This is a genomic window from Rhodanobacter sp. Root561 (assembly GCF_001427365.1).
Classification (GTDB): Bacteria; Pseudomonadota; Gammaproteobacteria; order Xanthomonadales; family Rhodanobacteraceae; genus Rhodanobacter.
In genome coordinates, this window is sequence record NZ_LMGH01000011.1 from 14208 (window position 1) to 30464 (window position 16257).

The 16257-nt window shown below is 66.7% G+C and carries 15 protein-coding genes; 4 read left to right on the plus strand and 11 right to left on the minus strand.

What is annotated here, in order from left to right:
- Positions 1–30: 30 nt before the first annotated feature.
- Both ASD55_RS08855 and ASD55_RS08860 read right to left on the minus strand, forming a co-directional pair.
- Complete coding sequence (locus tag ASD55_RS08855; RefSeq protein WP_056765455.1) at positions 31–1644, minus strand: sulfotransferase; 1614 nt, start codon at positions 1642–1644, stop codon at positions 31–33.
- Between the two features lie 80 nt (positions 1645–1724).
- Positions 1725–3650, minus strand: a complete 1926-nt coding sequence (locus tag ASD55_RS08860; protein ID WP_056765458.1) for a DEAD/DEAH box helicase — start codon at positions 3648–3650, stop codon at positions 1725–1727.
- Positions 3651–3793: 143 nt separating this feature from the next.
- Between ASD55_RS08860 and fghA the strand changes: the two genes are divergently transcribed.
- Positions 3794–4642, plus strand: coding sequence for an S-formylglutathione hydrolase (gene fghA / locus ASD55_RS08865; RefSeq protein ID WP_056765467.1), 849 nt, complete (start codon positions 3794–3796; stop codon positions 4640–4642).
- Between the two features lie 26 nt (positions 4643–4668).
- On the opposite strand, the gene ASD55_RS08870 is transcribed toward fghA, so the two are convergent.
- Complete coding sequence (locus ASD55_RS08870) at positions 4669–6000, minus strand: DEAD/DEAH box helicase (RefSeq protein WP_056717234.1); 1332 nt, start codon at positions 5998–6000, stop codon at positions 4669–4671.
- 162 nt (positions 6001–6162) lie between these two features.
- On the minus strand, positions 6163–6822 hold the full coding sequence (locus ASD55_RS08875) for a class I SAM-dependent methyltransferase (protein ID WP_056765470.1): 660 nt from the start codon (positions 6820–6822) through the stop codon (positions 6163–6165).
- A gap of 143 nt (positions 6823–6965) precedes the next feature.
- Here ASD55_RS08875 and ASD55_RS08880 point away from each other — a divergent pair, with 143 nt between their 5' ends.
- Positions 6966–8195: an MFS transporter gene (locus tag ASD55_RS08880; protein WP_056765473.1), complete on the plus strand. Its 1230-nt coding sequence runs from the start codon at positions 6966–6968 to the stop codon at positions 8193–8195.
- Between the two features lie 69 nt (positions 8196–8264).
- Positions 8265–8750, plus strand: coding sequence for a peptidylprolyl isomerase (locus ASD55_RS08885; RefSeq protein WP_056765475.1), 486 nt, complete (start codon positions 8265–8267; stop codon positions 8748–8750).
- 126 nt (positions 8751–8876) lie between these two features.
- Here the strand turns inward: ASD55_RS08885 and ASD55_RS08890 are convergent, their stop codons facing one another.
- From ASD55_RS08890 to ASD55_RS08905, 4 genes are all read right to left on the minus strand, one after another.
- Positions 8877–9377 carry a C40 family peptidase gene (locus ASD55_RS08890; RefSeq protein ID WP_056765477.1) on the minus strand — a complete coding sequence of 167 codons (501 nt, stop codon included), beginning with the start codon at positions 9375–9377 and terminating at the stop codon, positions 8877–8879.
- Between the two features lie 140 nt (positions 9378–9517).
- Entirely contained in the window at positions 9518–10882 is a 1365-nt protein-coding gene (locus tag ASD55_RS08895) for a M56 family metallopeptidase (RefSeq protein ID WP_235577783.1), read from the minus strand.
- A complete protein-coding gene (locus tag ASD55_RS08900) occupies positions 10770–11156 on the minus strand; it encodes a BlaI/MecI/CopY family transcriptional regulator (RefSeq protein WP_056717228.1) in 387 nt (128 codons plus the stop codon). Before ASD55_RS08900 ends, ASD55_RS08895 begins: the two co-directional genes overlap by 113 nt.
- A gap of 107 nt (positions 11157–11263) precedes the next feature.
- Positions 11264–12559 carry a hypothetical protein gene (locus ASD55_RS08905; protein WP_235577767.1) on the minus strand — a complete coding sequence of 432 codons (1296 nt, stop codon included), beginning with the start codon at positions 12557–12559 and terminating at the stop codon, positions 11264–11266.
- Positions 12560–12768: 209 nt separating this feature from the next.
- Between ASD55_RS08905 and hutG the strand changes: the two genes are divergently transcribed.
- On the plus strand, positions 12769–13548 hold the full coding sequence (gene hutG, locus ASD55_RS08910) for an N-formylglutamate deformylase (RefSeq protein WP_056765481.1): 780 nt from the start codon (positions 12769–12771) through the stop codon (positions 13546–13548).
- A 36-nt stretch (positions 13549–13584) separates the two neighbouring features.
- Here hutG and ASD55_RS08915 read toward each other — a convergent pair whose 3' ends face one another.
- Genes ASD55_RS08915 through ASD55_RS08925 form a run of 3 tightly spaced genes read right to left on the minus strand, consistent with a single transcriptional unit; the run spans position 13585 to position 16195 of the window.
- Complete coding sequence (locus ASD55_RS08915; RefSeq protein WP_056765483.1) at positions 13585–14016, minus strand: Rid family hydrolase; 432 nt, start codon at positions 14014–14016, stop codon at positions 13585–13587.
- On the minus strand, positions 14013–14678 hold the full coding sequence (gene can / locus ASD55_RS08920; protein ID WP_056765486.1) for a carbonate dehydratase: 666 nt from the start codon (positions 14676–14678) through the stop codon (positions 14013–14015). Before can ends, ASD55_RS08915 begins: the two co-directional genes overlap by 4 nt.
- Positions 14675–16195: an aldehyde dehydrogenase gene (locus tag ASD55_RS08925; RefSeq protein WP_200946133.1), complete on the minus strand. Its 1521-nt coding sequence runs from the start codon at positions 16193–16195 to the stop codon at positions 14675–14677. The genes can and ASD55_RS08925 overlap by 4 nt, the downstream gene beginning before the upstream one ends.
- Positions 16196–16257: the final 62 nt, after the last annotated feature.

The window sequence follows — 16257 nt, forward strand, 5'->3', positions numbered from 1 at the left end:
CTGTCGGTCGGTTTTGCCTGATCGGTGCAGTCAGCCGGCTTTCGGCAGGCCCAGGCCGAAGCGCAGCGGATCGAGCAGGGCGCCGTAATGCTCCGCGCGTGCCGTGTCGTGACGCAACGGCTGGCGTACCTGCGCCGCGCTGGCCGTGCGCACGTTGCGCGAGGCGAGATGGTAGTCGAGGCAGCCCGGGTCGAACGGCAGGTCGCAGAACGCCAGCAGCGCGCGGATCTCGTCTTCCGGTGTGGCCAGCAAGGCCTCGTAGCGCTGGATGCGGATGCGCTGCGGCTCCGCTGCCTGCCAGGCGCCCATGATCCGTTCGTAGTCGCGAACATAGGCGGCGATGTCGGTCAGCGTGCAGGCGAAGTGCGGCAACTTGTAGAACTGCTGCTTGTAGCAGGACCAGCCCGCTTCCAGCGCATCGCGGCGTGCATCGATGATCGGTGCGCCCGGCAGCATCGTGCCCAGCACGCCAGCCAGCAGCCAGTTCGACGGCAGCTTGTCGGTATGCCGGGGCTTGTGTCGGCGCCAGCGGGTGGTGAGCTCCAGATAGCGGCGGCCAAGTCGTTGCCAGTCGTCCGCGCCGGCCTCGCCGAGCCATTGCAGCAGGGGTTTCCGCCGCCGCGCGGATTCCTCGCCGAGCACCTGTTCCAGTTCGGTGAGCTCACTGGCGCCTTCCACCTCGGGATGGGCCGCAAGGATCTGCTCGAACAGGGTCGAGCCCGAGCGTGGCAAGCCCACGATGAAGATCACTTCGCGCCCGAGGCCCGCATCGATGGGCGGCGGCAGCCGCCGGGATGCCGCAAGCAGGGCTTCGGCGTGGCCGTGGAAGGCCGAGGGCTGCCACGGCCTGATCTCGCGCAGTTCGGCGTTGGCGCGATTCAGCGCGTGGAAGGCTTCCTCGTAGCGTCCCTGATCCTCGCAGACCTTGCCCAGCGCGAAGCCCATCGCGATGCGATCGGCCGAGGCGATGCCGGGCTGTCGCAAGGCGGCGCCCAGCTGTTCCCTATCCGCGTCCGACAGCGGCCGCGTCTTCATGTTTGCCAGCCCGCGCCAGGCATCGCCGCAGGCCGGATGCAGGGCCAGTGCGGCGCGGTAGCGTGCGTCGGCTTCGTCGAAGCGGCCGGCGTGGACCAGGGCATCGCCGAGCAGGATCAGCGCGGGCAGGAAATCCGCCGCCAGCGCATGCGCCTGCTGCAGCGCCTCGATCGCGGCGTCGGTGTCGCCATGCAGCTGCAGGTTTCGGCCCAGGTTGAACCACGGCATCGGCGCAGCCGGCGCCAGCGCGCAGGCTTGCCTCCAGCTGGCGAACGCCGCCTCCATGTCTCCGCGTGCCTGCTGCACACCGCCCAGGTCCGACCAGGCCAGCGCATAGTCGGGCCATTGCGCCAGCACCTGTTGCAGGCAGGCCTGCGCCTCGTCCTGGCGTTGCGCGCGGGTGTGCAGGATGGCGTACAGGCGCAAGGCCTCGGGATGTTCCGGGGCGAGTTCGAGGGTCGCGTCCAGCGCCTTGCGCGCCGGCGCTTCGGCGCCATCGCGAATGGCGCGTGCTGCCGCCTGCAACTGTTGCAAGGCCGCCGGCGGCAGGCCATCGATGCGCGGCTCGGAGCCGCTGGGCGGTTGCTGTTCGGCGTTGCGGCTGAGCATGCGGCGGGTTCGCGGTGGCGATGATCCGTCGATGTTACGTGGTCGCGCCGCCGCTTATCGAGCGGCACGACCCGAAGCGCCTACTTGCGCTTTGGCGGCTTGCCGCCGGCGGGGCGCGGCTTGAAGCCGCCGGGCTTCCTGGAACCGCCCGGCTTGTGCGACGGCGGCGCGCTGGTGCCGGTGTCGGTGCCGTCCCACTCGTGGATGCGCAACTGCTGCTGCACCACCCAGACCTTCTTCAGGTGCTCGAACACTTCCTTGGGCATGCCGTCGGGCAGGTCGATCAGGCTGTAGTGGTCGCGGATGCTGAGGCGGCCGATGTACTGGCTTTCCAGGCCAGCCTCGTTGGCGATCGCGCCCACGATGTTGCCCGGCTTCACGCCGTGCTCGTGACCCACCTCGATGCGGTAGGTGCGCTTGCCTTCCTCGGTGGCGTGCGCGCGCACCGGACGATGGCCGAATTCGCGCGGCGGCGCCTGCTCGCGTCCCGCGTGCTCATGGGTGCCGTGCTCGCGCGGGCGTTCGGCGGGCCTCGACTCGCGCGCCGGCTGGTGGCCGGCAGCGTCGCGTGCATGCGGCGGACGTCGCTCGTTGCTCGTGCGCTCGCGCGGCGCCGCGCGTTCGACCCGCTCGCGCGAGGCCGGTTCGTACTTCTCGCGCTTGGGCGGCGGCGACAGCAGCAGCGGCTGGTCGCCCTGGGCGATGCGCGCCAGCGCGGCGGCGATCTCGATCGCCGGCACGTTGTGCTCCTGCTCGTACTGCTCGATCAGTTTCTGGAATTCGCCGAGATCGCCCTGCGCCAGCATGTCGGTGATGCGCTGCTTGAACTTGCCGATGCGCACGTCGTTGACCACCTCGACCGACGGCAGCTGCATCTGCTCGATCGGCTGGCGGGTGGCGCGCTCGATCGCGCCCAGCATGCCGCGCTCGCGCGGGCTGACGAACAGGATCGCCTCGCCGCTGCGTCCCGCGCGGCCGGTGCGGCCGATGCGGTGCACGTAGCTTTCGGTGTCGTACGGGATGTCGTAATTGAACACGTGGCTGATCCGCTCCACGTCGAGGCCGCGCGCGGCCACGTCGGTGGCGACCAGGATGTCGAGCTTGCCGTCCTTGAGCTGCTGGATCACCCGCTCGCGCTGCGGCTGGGCGATGTCGCCGTTGATCGCGGCGGCGGCCAGGCCGCGCGCCTGCAGCTTGCCGGCCAGCTCCTCGGTGGCCTGCTTGGTGCGCGCGAAGATGATCATCGCGTCGAACGGCTCGGCCTCCAGGATGCGGGTCAGCGCATCGAGCTTGTGCATGCCGCTGACGAACCAGTAGCGCTGGTGGATGTTCGCCGCGGTGGTGGTGGAGGACTTGATGGTGACCTCGACCGGCTCCTTCAGATGCCGCTGGGCGATCTTGCGGATCACCGTGGGCATGGTCGCGGAGAACAGCGCGACCTGGCGCTGCGGCGGCGTCGCCTGCAGCACCTTCTCGACGTCGTCGATGAAGCCCATGCGCAGCATCTCGTCGGCTTCGTCGAGCACCAGGTATTTCAGTTCCGACAGGTCCAGCGTGCCCTTGTCCAGGTGATCGATGACCCGGCCAGGCGTGCCGACCACGACGTGCACGCCGCGCTTGAGCGAGTGCAGCTGCGGGCCGTAGCTCTGGCCGCCGTAGATCGGCAGCACCTGCAAGCCGCGCATGTGGGTGGCGTATTTCTGGAACGCCTCGGCCACCTGGATGGCCAGTTCGCGCGTGGGTGCCAGCACCAGCGCCTGCGGCTTGCCGGGCTTCAGGTCGATGCGCGAGAGGATCGGCAGCGCGAACGCGGCAGTCTTGCCGGTGCCGGTCTGCGCCTGGCCGAGCACGTCGCGCCCTTCCATCAGTGGGGGAATGGTCGCGGCCTGGATCGGCGAGGGCGACTCGTAGCCGACATCGGTCAGTGCGCGCAGGACGTCGGGATGCAGCTCAAGCGCGCCAAAGCCGGACGGGACCGGGGCGTTGTCGGAAACGGGGGATGACATGGGGGATACCTCTAAAACAGAAAGTGGTCGGGAAGGCGACGCACAAGGCGTGCATTCTACCAGTGCGGAGCGTTGTTGAAGCTGGCGCCGGTCGACTGCGGGCCCGGAAGCTGCGGCTATGCTTGGTCGACGCCTGAAGGACAATGAACATGTTTGAGACGATTTCCGAACAGCGACTGCACGGCGGTGTACAAGGTTTCTATCGCCACCACTCCGAAGCCTGCGGCGGACCGATGCGCTTCGCGGTCTACCAGCCGCCACAGGCGGCAAGCGGGCCGTGTCCGGTGCTGTATTTCCTTGCCGGGCTGACCTGTACCGAGGAAACCGCCACGATCAAGGCCGGCGCACAACGCCTGGCTGCCGAACTGGGCCTGGTGCTGGTGATGCCCGATACCAGTCCGCGCAACACCGGTTTCGAAGGCGCCACCGGCGACTGGGAGTTCGGCGAAGGCGCGGGGTTCTACCTTGATGCCACCCAGGCGCCCTGGTCGTCCCGCTTCCACATGTACAGCTACGTGGCCCGCGAACTGCCCGAACTGATCGCCGCCCGATTCCCGGTCGATGCCTCGCGCAGCGGCATTTGCGGGCATTCCATGGGTGGGCTCGGTGCGCTGGTGATCGCCTTGCGGCACCCGTCGCAGTACCGCTCGGTGTCGGCCTTCGCGCCGATCGTGGCGCCCAGCCAGGTGCCCTGGGGACACAAGGCGCTGCCGCGTTACCTTGGCGAGGACCGTACCACCTGGGCGGAATACGATCCCTGCGAACTGGTGCGGCGACAGACCTTTCCCGGCACGATCCTGATCGATCAGGGTGAATCCGATGGCTTCCTCGAAACCCAGCTGAAACCCGAGCTGTTCGACCAGGCCTGCGCCGAAGCGGACCAGCCGCTGCTGCTTCGCCGGCATGCCGGCTACGACCACAGCTACTGGTTCATCACCAGCTTCATCGACGACCACCTGCGCCACCACGCAGCGGCGCTGGGCTTGTCGTAGGGGCTCGCGAGCGGGCCCCTGCGGGTTCAGGCCTTGGCCGCAGGACGCGAGTTCGAACGGCGGCGCTGGTTGCCTGCAGCATGGTCACCGCGGCTACCCTGCGGCGCGTAGCCATTGGGTCGCGCCGCACCGGCGGGCTTGCCCTGGCGCGGCGCGCGCTGCTGCTGGCGCTGGCCACCGCCGCCCTGCTTGGGACGTGGCGCGCCGGCGTCCAGGCGCAGCGGTGCGGAGGGCTCGTAACCGGTCACTGCGGTGATCGCGATGTCCTGCTTGAGCAGCTTGCGGATGTCGAACAGCAGGCCGGACTCGTCATGGCTGACCAGCGACAGCGCCAGGCCTTCCATGCCGGCGCGCCCGGTGCGGCCGATGCGATGCACGTAATCCTCGGCCACCGACGGCAGGTCGAAGTTGATCACGATCGGCAACTGCTCGATGTCGATGCCGCGGGCGGCGATGTCGGTGGCGACCATCACGGTGACGCGGCCGCTCTTGAAGTCGCTGAGCGCACGGGTGCGGGCGTTCTGGCTCTTGTTGCCGTGGATCGCCGCGCTGCGCAGGCCGGAGGCGTTGAGGAAGGTCACCAGCTTGTCGGCGCCATGCTTGGTGCGGCTGAACACCAGGGTCTGTCGGCGGCTGTCCTGCGACAGCACGTGCAACAGCAGGTCGCGCTTGCGCGACGCGTCGACCGGATGCACCTGGTGGCTGACCAGGGTGGTGACGGTGTTCGGCGCGGAGACCGAGATCTCCTTCGGGTTGTGCATGAACTCCATCGCCAGCGTCTTGATCGCCGGCGCGAAGGTGGCCGAGAACAACAGGGTCTGGCGGCGCTTCGGCACCGACTGCAGGATGCGCTTCAAGGCCGGCAGGAAGCCCATGTCCAGCATGCGGTCGGCTTCGTCGAGGATCAGCGTTTCCACCGCGGACAGATCCAGCGTGCGCTGCTGCATGTGGTCGATCAGGCGGCCGGGGGTGGCGATGACGATGTCGACGCCGCGACGAAGCGCGTTGATCTGCGGGCCCATGCCGACGCCGCCGAAGATGGTGGTGGCGCTGATCTGGATGAACTTGCTGTAGTCACGGATGTTCTCGTGGATCTGCGCGGCCAGCTCGCGGGTCGGGGTGAGGATCAGCGCACGCGGGCGCCGGGTCATGGTCTGGCCGCTGGTGGACAGCTTCTGCAGCAGGGGCAGCGCGAACGCCGCGGTCTTGCCGGTGCCGGTCTGGGCGGCAGCAAGCAGGTCGTGACCTTCCAGCACGGACGGGATCGCCGCGGCCTGGATCGGGGTGGGCTGGGTGTAGCCGTAATCGGCAAGCGCACGCAACAACGCGGGCGCAAGGCCCAGCGAATCGAAAGACATGTAACACTCCTGAGCAACCCGGAGTGTTCATACCGTGTTGCAGACTAAGGGGAAGGGGCGACGGTGTGTCGCAACGTTCGTGGGGGCGAACGCGGAGCGGAGTATAGCCGATCCGGCAAGACCGTGCGCGCGGACCGTTCGTGAAACTGAACGGCCAGCCGATCAGGCCTGAGGTCGGTGCGCCACGATCAGGTAGCTGTTGAACGGCGTGCGCCCGCGCAAGGGCTCGATGCGCACGTCCAGCCCGAGGTCCTCCAGCGGCGCCCGCAGCTCGCTGGCGCTGGGATAGTGCTGCGGACCGCCGGGAATCCAGCCCGATGCATGCAGGAAGAACTCCTCGATGCGGGTGGCGTGAAACCGCCAGTTCCGTTCGCGCAGCACGTTGCGGATGATCAGTCGACCGGCCGGGGCAAGGTGGCGCGCGGCGGAACGCAGCAGGTCGGGCTGGCGGGAGGCGGGCAGGTAGTGCAGCACGTCCAGCACGGTGACGTCGCCCTGCACCGACGGTAGCTCGGCCGCGTCGGCGTGTTGCAGTTCCATCAGGTCTTCCAGTCCGCCGCGCTGGGCGGCGAGCCGGCCGGAGGCGATCTTGCGTGGATCGTGGTCCAGCCCGAAGTAGCGCCGCTTCCGGCCGTGGGTGTTCAGATACTGTCCGAGCAGGCCGATGCCGCAACCGATGTCCAGCAGGGGCAGCGAACTTTCGTCCAGCAGCGCCGCGGTGGCGGCGTAGACCGGGTCGCCGGCCAGCTTGCCGCGGACATAGCCGCGCTGGATGACGTTGTCATAACGGCTTGCGATGCGCTGGCGGCTGCGATGATCCATCCGGGTCCCGCGTCTGGAGAGGTCCCTGCAGCCTAAGACATCTGCGGCACGCAGGCCATGCGGGCCTGTTCCACCCGTTGGCACGTCGCCAGGCATACGATGGCGACCAGTCCACGATCCGCTCCTGACCCGGCGAGGCCACGATGTCACTGCTTGCACCCCTGCGTGAACTCGATTCCACCCAGCGCCATACCGTGCTGGCAAGTTTCCTCGGCTGGACGCTGGATGCCTTCGACTACTTCCTGCTGACCTTCGTGATCGTCACGGTGGCGAAGGAGTTCGAGGTGGCCACGACGCAGGTGATCTATGCGCTGTTCCTGACCCTGGCCGCGCGCCCGCTGGGCGCCTTGCTGTTCGGACGACTGGCCGATCGCTTCGGGCGACGCCCGATCCTGATGCTGGACGTGGTGCTGTTCTCGGTGTTCGAACTGGCCACCGCGTTCGCGACCTCGCTCACCATGTTGCTGGTGCTGCGCTTCCTGTTCGGGGTCGCGATGGGCGGCGAATGGGGCATCGGCGCGTCGCTGGCGATGGAGTCGATCCCGGCGAAGGCGCGCGGAGCCGTGTCCGGCCTGCTGCAGAGCGGTTACCCGTGCGGGTTCTTCCTGGCGGCCCTGGCGAACTGGCTGCTGGTGGATCACATCGGCTGGCGCGGGCTGTTCGTGGTCGGCGCGATTCCGGCCTTGCTGGTGCTGTACATCCGGCGCAAGGTGCCGGAATCGACGGTATGGCAGGCGGGCCAGAGCGCAGGTCGTCGCCCCGGCCTGCTCGAATCCATGGAGGGGCACTGGAAGCTGGCGATCTACCTGATGCTGCTGATGATGGCGTTCAACATGTTCAGCCACGGCTCGCAGGACCTCTATCACACCTTCGAGGAATCCAGCCTGCATCTGCCGACCGGTTCGACCGCGGCCTTCGTGCTGGTGGCCCTGCTCAACCTCGGCGCCCTGGTCGGCGGACTCTACTTCGGTGCGCTTTCGGAGCGGATCGGTCGGCGCAAGGCGATGATGATCGCGGCCCTGCTGGCGATCCCGGTGATCCCGCTGTGGATGCATGGCGGTTCGCTGATCCTGCTCGGCCTGGGTGCCTTCCTGATCCAGGTGATGGTGCAGGGCGCCTGGGGCGTGGTGCCTAGCCACCTCAATGAGCTGTCGCCGGCGTTGGTGCGGGGTACCTTGCCCGGTTTCGCCTACCAGATGGGCAACCTGCTGGCGGCAGTCACGGCAACCGCCCAGAACTGGCTGGCGCAGCGGCATGGCGGGGATTTCGCGTTCGCCATGTCGTGGTGGATGGTCGGGGTTGCCCTGCTGCTGGCGCTGCTGCTGTGGCTGGGGCCGGAGGCGCGCGGGGTAGGGCTTGCCGCCGAGCCCTGAGGCCGGTTGCCAACCGTCCGCCGGCGGGCTGCTAGAATCCCCCGTTTGATCCCATCGACGAGACGCGCAATGAAGGCTGGCAAGGACAAGGTCATCGCAATCCATTACACGCTGACCGTGGATGGCGAAAAGGTGGAAAGCTCGCATGACCGCGATGAACAGTTGTGGATACTGCTGGGCCACGGCCAGCTGATTCCGGGCCTGGAGACCGCGCTTGAAGGCCACGAAGCGGGCGACACGCTGTCGGTGGACGTGGCTCCCGCCGATGCCTACGGCGAGCGTCAGGAAGGCCAGATCCAGCGCATGTCGAAGAAATACTTCCCGCAGGCAAACCGCCTCAAGCCGGGCATGACCACCGTGCTGAGCCTCAAGGAAGGCGGCCAGCGCGCGGTGACCGTGCACAAGGTCGGCATGAGCGCGATCGATGTGGACCTGAATCACCCGATGGCCGGCAAGACCCTGCATTTCGACGTCACGGTTGGCGAAGTGCGCGACGCCACCGAAGAAGAAATCCAGCACGGCCACGCCCACGCGCCGGGCGCCGAAGCGCACTGAAAGTGCGCTTCATCAAGTAGAAGTAAAACGGCGCCCTCGGGCGCCGTTTTTCGTTCGCCCTCTCCCCTCCCAGGGGAGAGTTGGAGTGGGGTCGTCCCGGTCTACCCGAAACCCCTTCCCCCACACTCAATCCAGCACCCGCCTCCCATAAGCAAAGTGATCCCCCCAGTACGGCCCGTCGATGTCGTCCAGCCGCACCGTGCCGCCGCTGTTCGGTGCATGCACGAAGCGTCCCTTGCCCACGTACACGCCGACATGGCTGATCGCGCCGCCGATGTCGAAGAACACCAGGTCGCCGCTGGCCAGTTGGGTCATCTTGCGCACCTTCTTGCCATCCGCCGCCATCTCGTGGGAGGTGCGCGGCAGCTTGATGCCGGTGGCAGTGCGGTAGATGTAGTCGACCAGGCCGCTGCAGTCGAAACCGCCCGCCGGGGTGTTGCCACCCCAGCGATACGGCGTGCCGACCAGTCCGATCGCGCGGAACAGGATGTCGTTCGCCTCGCCGGCGCTGGCCGCCGAGGGTGCGCGCGGCGGCAGGTCGGCCAATGCGGAGTGCGAGGCCTTGTAGGCAGGTTGCGGCCGGCGTGGATTGCCGGAGCAGGCGGCCAGCGCGGCTATCGCCAACATCGGCAAGGCAAGATGCGCAGCTCGTGAGAGCGTGCGCGAGGCGACATGGCTGGCGGCGGGCTGCGTACTCACAAGACAACCTCGGCAGGGATGTGCCGAGGTTATCAATTCAATAATTCACACGCAAATCAAAAGGATTTTCAGCTTTTTGAATTTTGTTTCTCAGATTCACCCCTGTCCGGGCCGTCGGTGAGAGGGTCCAGCATGAATTTCACGGGTACGCGCGCGTAGCCTTCGATCGGCTTGCCATCCTTCATCTGCGGGTTGAAACGCCATTGCCTGGCCGCGTTGGTCGCCGCCGCGATGAGGTCGCCGGACACCGTGCTGCTGTACTGCGGATCGTAGGTGATGCTGCCCACCGTGCCGTCGGCATGAACCAGGACCTTGAGCACGACCGTGCCTTGTTCGTGGTTCTTGATCGATGCGGCCGGATACCGCGGTTGCATGTTCACGTTGTGGGCGATGTCCGAGGACGCACTCTGGTCGGATGCCGGAGTGGACTCGGCCTGCGCGACCAGCGTGCTGCCGGCCATCAGCGCCGCCAATCCGAAGTAGCCGATGCAACGGCGCAGTGCACCGGGACGATGACGCTGGATCATGATGAGTCGCTCCTTCAGTTGTGGCTCGGCGAGCCAGGGGATCAAGGCCGGCACGGGCGAGCTGGCGGCACTGTGCATGAGGACATGGGCGTAGCCGGATTCGTCCTGCGGCGCCAGGCGCAGCACGCGTGCATCGCATGCCAGTTCCTGGTCGAGCCGGAACCGCGGCAAGGCAAGCCAGGCCAGCGGGTGGAACCACAGCAGGGCCGAGGCGATTTCGGCGAGCAGGTTCCACAGCACATCGCCGCGACGCAGGTGGGCCAGTTCATGGCGCAGGATCAGTTGCCGTTCGGCGGCGCTGAAGCGCTGCATGAAATCCGCAGGCAGCAGCAGCAACGTGCGCCTTGTCGATGGCAGCAGGGCCGGGCCGGCCGGGTGCAGTCGCAGGCGAGAAGCATCGAGCGTATTCATGTCCTGCCGCAACGCCGTGAGCATGGATTCGGGCAGGCGACGGCTTTGTCGATGCAGGCGAATGACCTGCACGAGAAGCCGCAGCAGGCACACCGCGGTGCCGGCCAGCCATGCCGGGTACAGCCATGGGGCGATGGATCGCGGCTGGAACGGCGCAGCCAGACCGGTGGCTTGGTCGGGAAGCACCTGCAAGGCCGGCAGCGTGATCCAGGGGATCGGTGCCGCGGGCAGCCAGGGAAGACCGGCCAGCAATGGAGGCAGCAGCCATAGCAGGAACGCAGGGTCGGCACCGAATGCCCGGCGCAATGGGCGGCGCGCCAGCAAAACGAAAACCATGCCGATGGTCGTCAGGAGCAGGGAGCGTAGTACGGTCGCATCCATGTCAGTGCTCCTTCTTCTCGATCGCATCGAGCAGCTTGCGCAACTCGGCGATGTCTTTCGCGCCCAGTTTTTCGTGCGCGCTGAAATGCACGAGCAGCGGTGAAAGCCGGCCACCAAACACCCGGTCGAGCAGGCTGCGGCTTTCCTGCGATTGCCATTGCTCACGCGTCAACGCGGGCGAATACAGATAGCGCCGGCCGTCCTTTTGCGCGCTTGCCGCACCCTTGCCCAGCAAGCGGTTGAGCAGGGTGCGGATGGTCTTCTCGTGCCAGTCGCTGTCCTGCTGCAGTGCGGCCACGATGTCTTCGGAGCTTTGCGGCGCCTTGCGCCACAACACTTCCATCACCCGGCTTTCGGCTTCGCTGATCGGCGGGAGGGGTCGGGTCATGGCGCGTCCTGTGGATTACATTTGTAGTTCACAAAAAGACTACATATGTAATCCGAGCAGCGCAAGTGGTTCCCATGGGCCTCTTCGGACCGAAAACCCGCGACCACTCAGTGCCTTTCCACGGTGATGGTCTGTGTGGTCAAGGTCTGTCCGTTGAGGCCCCAGGCGCGTAGCCGATAGCGACCCGGGCGCAGGTACAGCTTCGACACGACATCGCCTTGCATGAAGGCGTAGCGATCGGCGGCGACCGCCGTGTCCGGTTCGTCGAAGACGTGGGCGTCGATCACGCAGGGGAACGTCACCTTGCACAGCGACGAGCGGATGGGGTAAGGCGCCCGATCGCTTTCCTGGGCCAGCCAGTCGGGGCGCAGTCTGACGATCGGGTCCGGCAGCATGAGGTGGTCGCGATCGGAACTGTGCACATTCGAGGTCGGCCGATGGAGGCCTCTTTCGCCAAAGCGGTGGGTGCCAGCGGGCAACAGCACGTTCATGTCGTATGCGTCCGGGTTGTCACTCCAGGGTTTGCCGGTTGTGCGGCTGATCAGCACGATGGGCCCTGAAGAGGGAAAGGCCCTGACCAGTTGCCGATATGCATCATCCTCGGAGGGGATCTGCTCGCGGAACCGGGTCTGATCGATGGACAGTGGCTCGATGCCACTCAATTTCTGCAGACGGGCCGCCATCGGTTGGGTATTGCCAAGACGGCCCCTTGCCTTGTCGATATGCGCATAGCCTGCATGAACCAGGACTTTTGCATGCGGGTCCCGGGCGAACGTCCTTCGGTACAGATTGTCGGCCTGCCTGGACTCCCGATCGGTCTGCGAGCTGGCATCCACGTCATAGGGGACCAGGATGTAGCCCAGGCGAATCGCCGTCCGGACGATTTCGCCGTAAGTCGGCTCATGCAGGTACTGCGTTCCGCTGTCCTCAATGGCGTAGCCGCGCTGCATCAGCTGCGTATCCTTGTCCGACAGGGCCTCGATGGCCAGGTAGTCGAAGCCGAGCGCGCGCAGGCGCGGCAGCAGGGCCAGAGTCAGCAACCGGGTGTGGGCGTCGTGATGTGCCTCGTTCACCATCACCAGGCGGCGATCCCTGGCCATGCTGGTGATGGCATCCACGGCATCTGTGGAAGTCCAGTCGGTCGGCGTCGGCAAGCTGGCATCCGCCGGAATGTGGCTCTTCAACGGAAAGTCGAACAGGGCCTCGTTGTAAAGACCCAGCTCGTTCTCGACCGACGCAAACATCTGCAGTCCCAGCTGTTGGTCCGCCTTCGGGAGTTTCGGTGTTTCTTTCAGCAGGTACATGTAGCGCGCCAGGTCGTTGGGCTGTTGCTGGGTCTCGCGGAACATCGTGCTGGCAGCCGGGCTGAAATTCTGCGCGGAGGAAGGCGCAGCCAGTGACATGGCAGTGCAAAACGTCACCGACGCGATACGGGAAGACATCCGGTTCGGCATGGCGGAACCCTCGGGGATGACCCGTTGCCAGCGTGCTCCCGAAGCCGTCGCCAGACAAGTACCCGACAGGCCCGAACGGCATCATGCCTCGATAGGGTGCAGGGTCTTTTTCCGTCCCTGGATGAAGCCCTTCCGGAAGGCTTGGGTACAATGTCCGGATGACGACCTTCAATCTGCAGCGCGGCCGCGTGCCGCTGTTGATCAGCCTGCCGCACGACGGCGCCTTCATTCCCGCCGGACTCGCGGCGCGCATGCATCCTGCCGCGCGGCGATCGCCGGATACGGACTGGCATGTGGGACGACTGTACGAACCGCTGGCGCAGGCGCTGGGCGCCAGCGTGCTGAAACCGCAGGCATCCCGTTACGTGGTTGACCTGAATCGTCCCGCCGATGGCCATGCCCTGTACCCGGGGCAGCGCGAGACCGGGCTGGTGTCGACCATCGGCTTCGATGGCGAGGCTCTCTATCGCGACGGGCTGGAACCGGACCAGGATGAAGTCCGGCGCAGGATCGACGAATACTGGCTCCCCTATCACGACGCCCTGGCACAGGAACTGGCCCGGTTGCGTACCGAGCATGGTCGGGTGGTGCTGTGGGAAGGGCATTCCATCCGCAGCCAGGTGCCCATGCTGTTCGAGGGGCGCTTGCCGGATTTCAACCTCGGCACGGCGAGCGGGGCCAGTTGCACGCCGGCCCTCCAGGAACGCCTGCAGTCCTGCCTGGCGTCGCAGTCGCGCTTCAGCTTTGCGGTCAACGGACGCTTCAAGGGCGGCTACATCACCCGCCATTACGGCGCGCCGGAGACGGGCGTGCAGGCGGTGCAACTGGAACTGGCCCAGCTCAACTACATGGACGAAGAGAGCTTTGCCTACGACGAGGCCAGGGCATCGTCGGTGCAGGAACTGATCAGGCTGTTGCTGCAGGCCTGCCTGGCCTGAGGGAACGCTTGCGCCCGGCGAGCACGCTGCTGCGGATCAGCGCGGCTCGGCGGGAAGGGCGGCCACGCACTTCAGCTCGATCGCGATCGGCGTCGGCAGGGCCACGATGCCCACCGTGGTGCGGCAGGCATCCACGCCGGCGAAGCACTCCGCATACAGCCGGTTGTAGGTCGCGAAATCGCGCTGCATGTCGGTGAGGAAGACCGTCACGTCGACCAGGTCGGTCCAGGCCGCGCCGCTGGCTTCCAGCACGGCTCGCACATTGGCGAACACCTGGCGGCATTGCGCCTCGATGTCGTAGTCGACCAGCCGGCCGTCGGCGTCGAGCACGTTGCCGGGAATCGCGTTGCTGCCCGGCTGGCGAGGGCCCACGCCGGACAGGAACAGCAGGTTGCCGACCCGCCGCGCGTGCGGATACGCGCCCACCGGCGCCGGCGCTGCGTCGGTGCGGATGCCCGCGCCGCTCATGCCGCGCCTTCCCAGCGGCGGGTCAGTTCGGTGACCGCCTCGTGATAGGCGTCGGGCAGTTGCTCGCGGCCACGCACGTCGAGACCGAGATCGTGGATATGGCCGTTGTCCAGGCCGTAGATCCACGCATGCACGGCCAGCTGCTGGCCGCGCTCCCATGCTTCGCGGACCACCGTGGTATGGCATACGTTGAGTGCCTGCTCCAGCGCGTTCAGCTCGCACAGGTGGGCATGGCGCATCGCGAATGACTGGGCCGGGTCGAGCTTGTCGGCGTGCTTCATGGCGATGTCGGTGATGTGCCGCAACCAGTTGTCGATCAGGCCCAGCCGGCTTTCCTTCAGCACCGCGCCCACGCCGCCGCAACCGTAGTGGCCCACCACCAGGATGTGTTTCACCTGCAGGACATCGACCGCGAACTGGATGGTGCTGAGCGCGTTGAGGTCGGTGTGCACCACCACGTTGGCGACATTGCGGTGCACGAAGATCTCGCCCGGCGGCAAGTCGACGATCTGGGTCGCTGGCACGCGCGAATCCGAGCAGCCGATCCACAGGTAGCGCGGCGCCTGCTGCTGCGACAACTGTTCGAAAAAGGTCGGGTCCTGCGCGGTGACCTGATCGGCCCAGCGTCGGTTGTTGGCAAGCAGGTCTTTTAATGAATTCATCGGGACTCCATGGGTTGGGCCGAAGCGTCCTGGCGAGATACGGGAGGCGCGCCATAGGCGATGCAGATGTTTTTCGGCTCGGTGAAGAAGTGCAGCGCCTCGCTGCCACCCTCGCGACCGACTCCGGATTGCTTGACGCCGCCGAACGGCGTGCGCAGGTCGCGCAACAGCCAGCAGTTGATCCAGACGATGCCGAATTCGAGCTGGCCGGCCATGCGATGCGCGCGCGACAGGTCCTGCGTCCACAGCGAGGCGGCCAGGCCGTAGCGGCTGTCGTTGGCGATCGCCAACGCCTCGGCTTCATCCTCGAAGGGAATCAGGCACACCACCGGACCGAAGATTTCCTGCTGGTTGGTTTGCGCCGCCGAAGGCAGGCCTTCGATCACCGTCGGGGCGATGAACCAGCCATCGGCGCAGCGCCCGGGCAGGGTGAGCGCGCTACCGCCGCAAAGGACCTGGCCGCCTTCGTGGCGGGCCTGTTCGATGCAGCCCAGCACCTTGTCGTAATGCGCTTGCGAAACCATTGCGCCGAGGTCGCTGTCGGCCGCATCCGGATCGCCCACGCGCAACGCCTGCACCCTGGCCAGGTAGCGCTGGCGGAAAACGTCGTAGATCGATTTCTGCACCAGCAGGCGTGAGCCGCACAGGCAGATCTCACCCTGGTTGGCAAAACCCGAGCGCACGATGGTGTCGAGGTTCGCGTCGGAAAGGTCGGCGTCGGCGAACACGATCGCCGGGTTCTTGCCGCCCATTTCCAGCGACAGCTTCTTGAATTGGGCAGCGGCGACGCCGGCGATCCGTGCGCCGGTGACCGTGCTGCCGGTAAAGGAGACGGCCTTGACCGCGGGATGTTCGACGATCGCCTGGCCCACGCCCGGGCCGCTGCCATGCACGATGTTCAGCACGCCTGCCGGAAAGCCGGCTTCGATGCTCAGTTCACCCAGCAGGGCGGCGGTGCACGGCGTGACTTCCGACGGCTTGGCCACCACCGTGTTGCCCGCGGCCAGCGCCGGTGCGATCTTCCAGGTGAACAGGTACAGCGGCAGGTTCCACGGGCTGATGCAACCGGCTACGCCCAGCGGCTGGCGCAAGGTGTAGTTGATCGCGCCGCTGCCGGGCACGCCGGTTTCCATCGCGTGCGATTCGCTGCCCCAGCCGATGATCGCCGCGGCAAAGTAGCGGAGGTTGCTGACCGCCCGGGGAATGTCGAGTCGGCGCGCCAGGCTCAGCGGCTTGCCGCTGTCGCGTGATTCCAGCGCGGCGAATTCTTCCAGGCGCGCTTCGATCAGGTCGGCCAGCCGCTGCAGGTGATGCGCGCGCTGATCGATCGGCGTGTTCGCCCATGCGGGCGCCGCGCGGCTGGCCGCTTCCACCGCGGCGGCGACGTCGCTGGCGTCCGAATCGGGACATTGCATGAAGACCGCGCCGGTGGCGGGTTCGTGCACGTCGAGCCAGGTATCGCGGAGTGGCGCCCGCAGGCGACCGTCGATCAGATTGGCTAGGCGCGGTATGGACATCCGCGCAAGTCTAGAACCAGCCGGCGGTGATTGCACCGGACGCTGGCGTATGCACGGCGTCC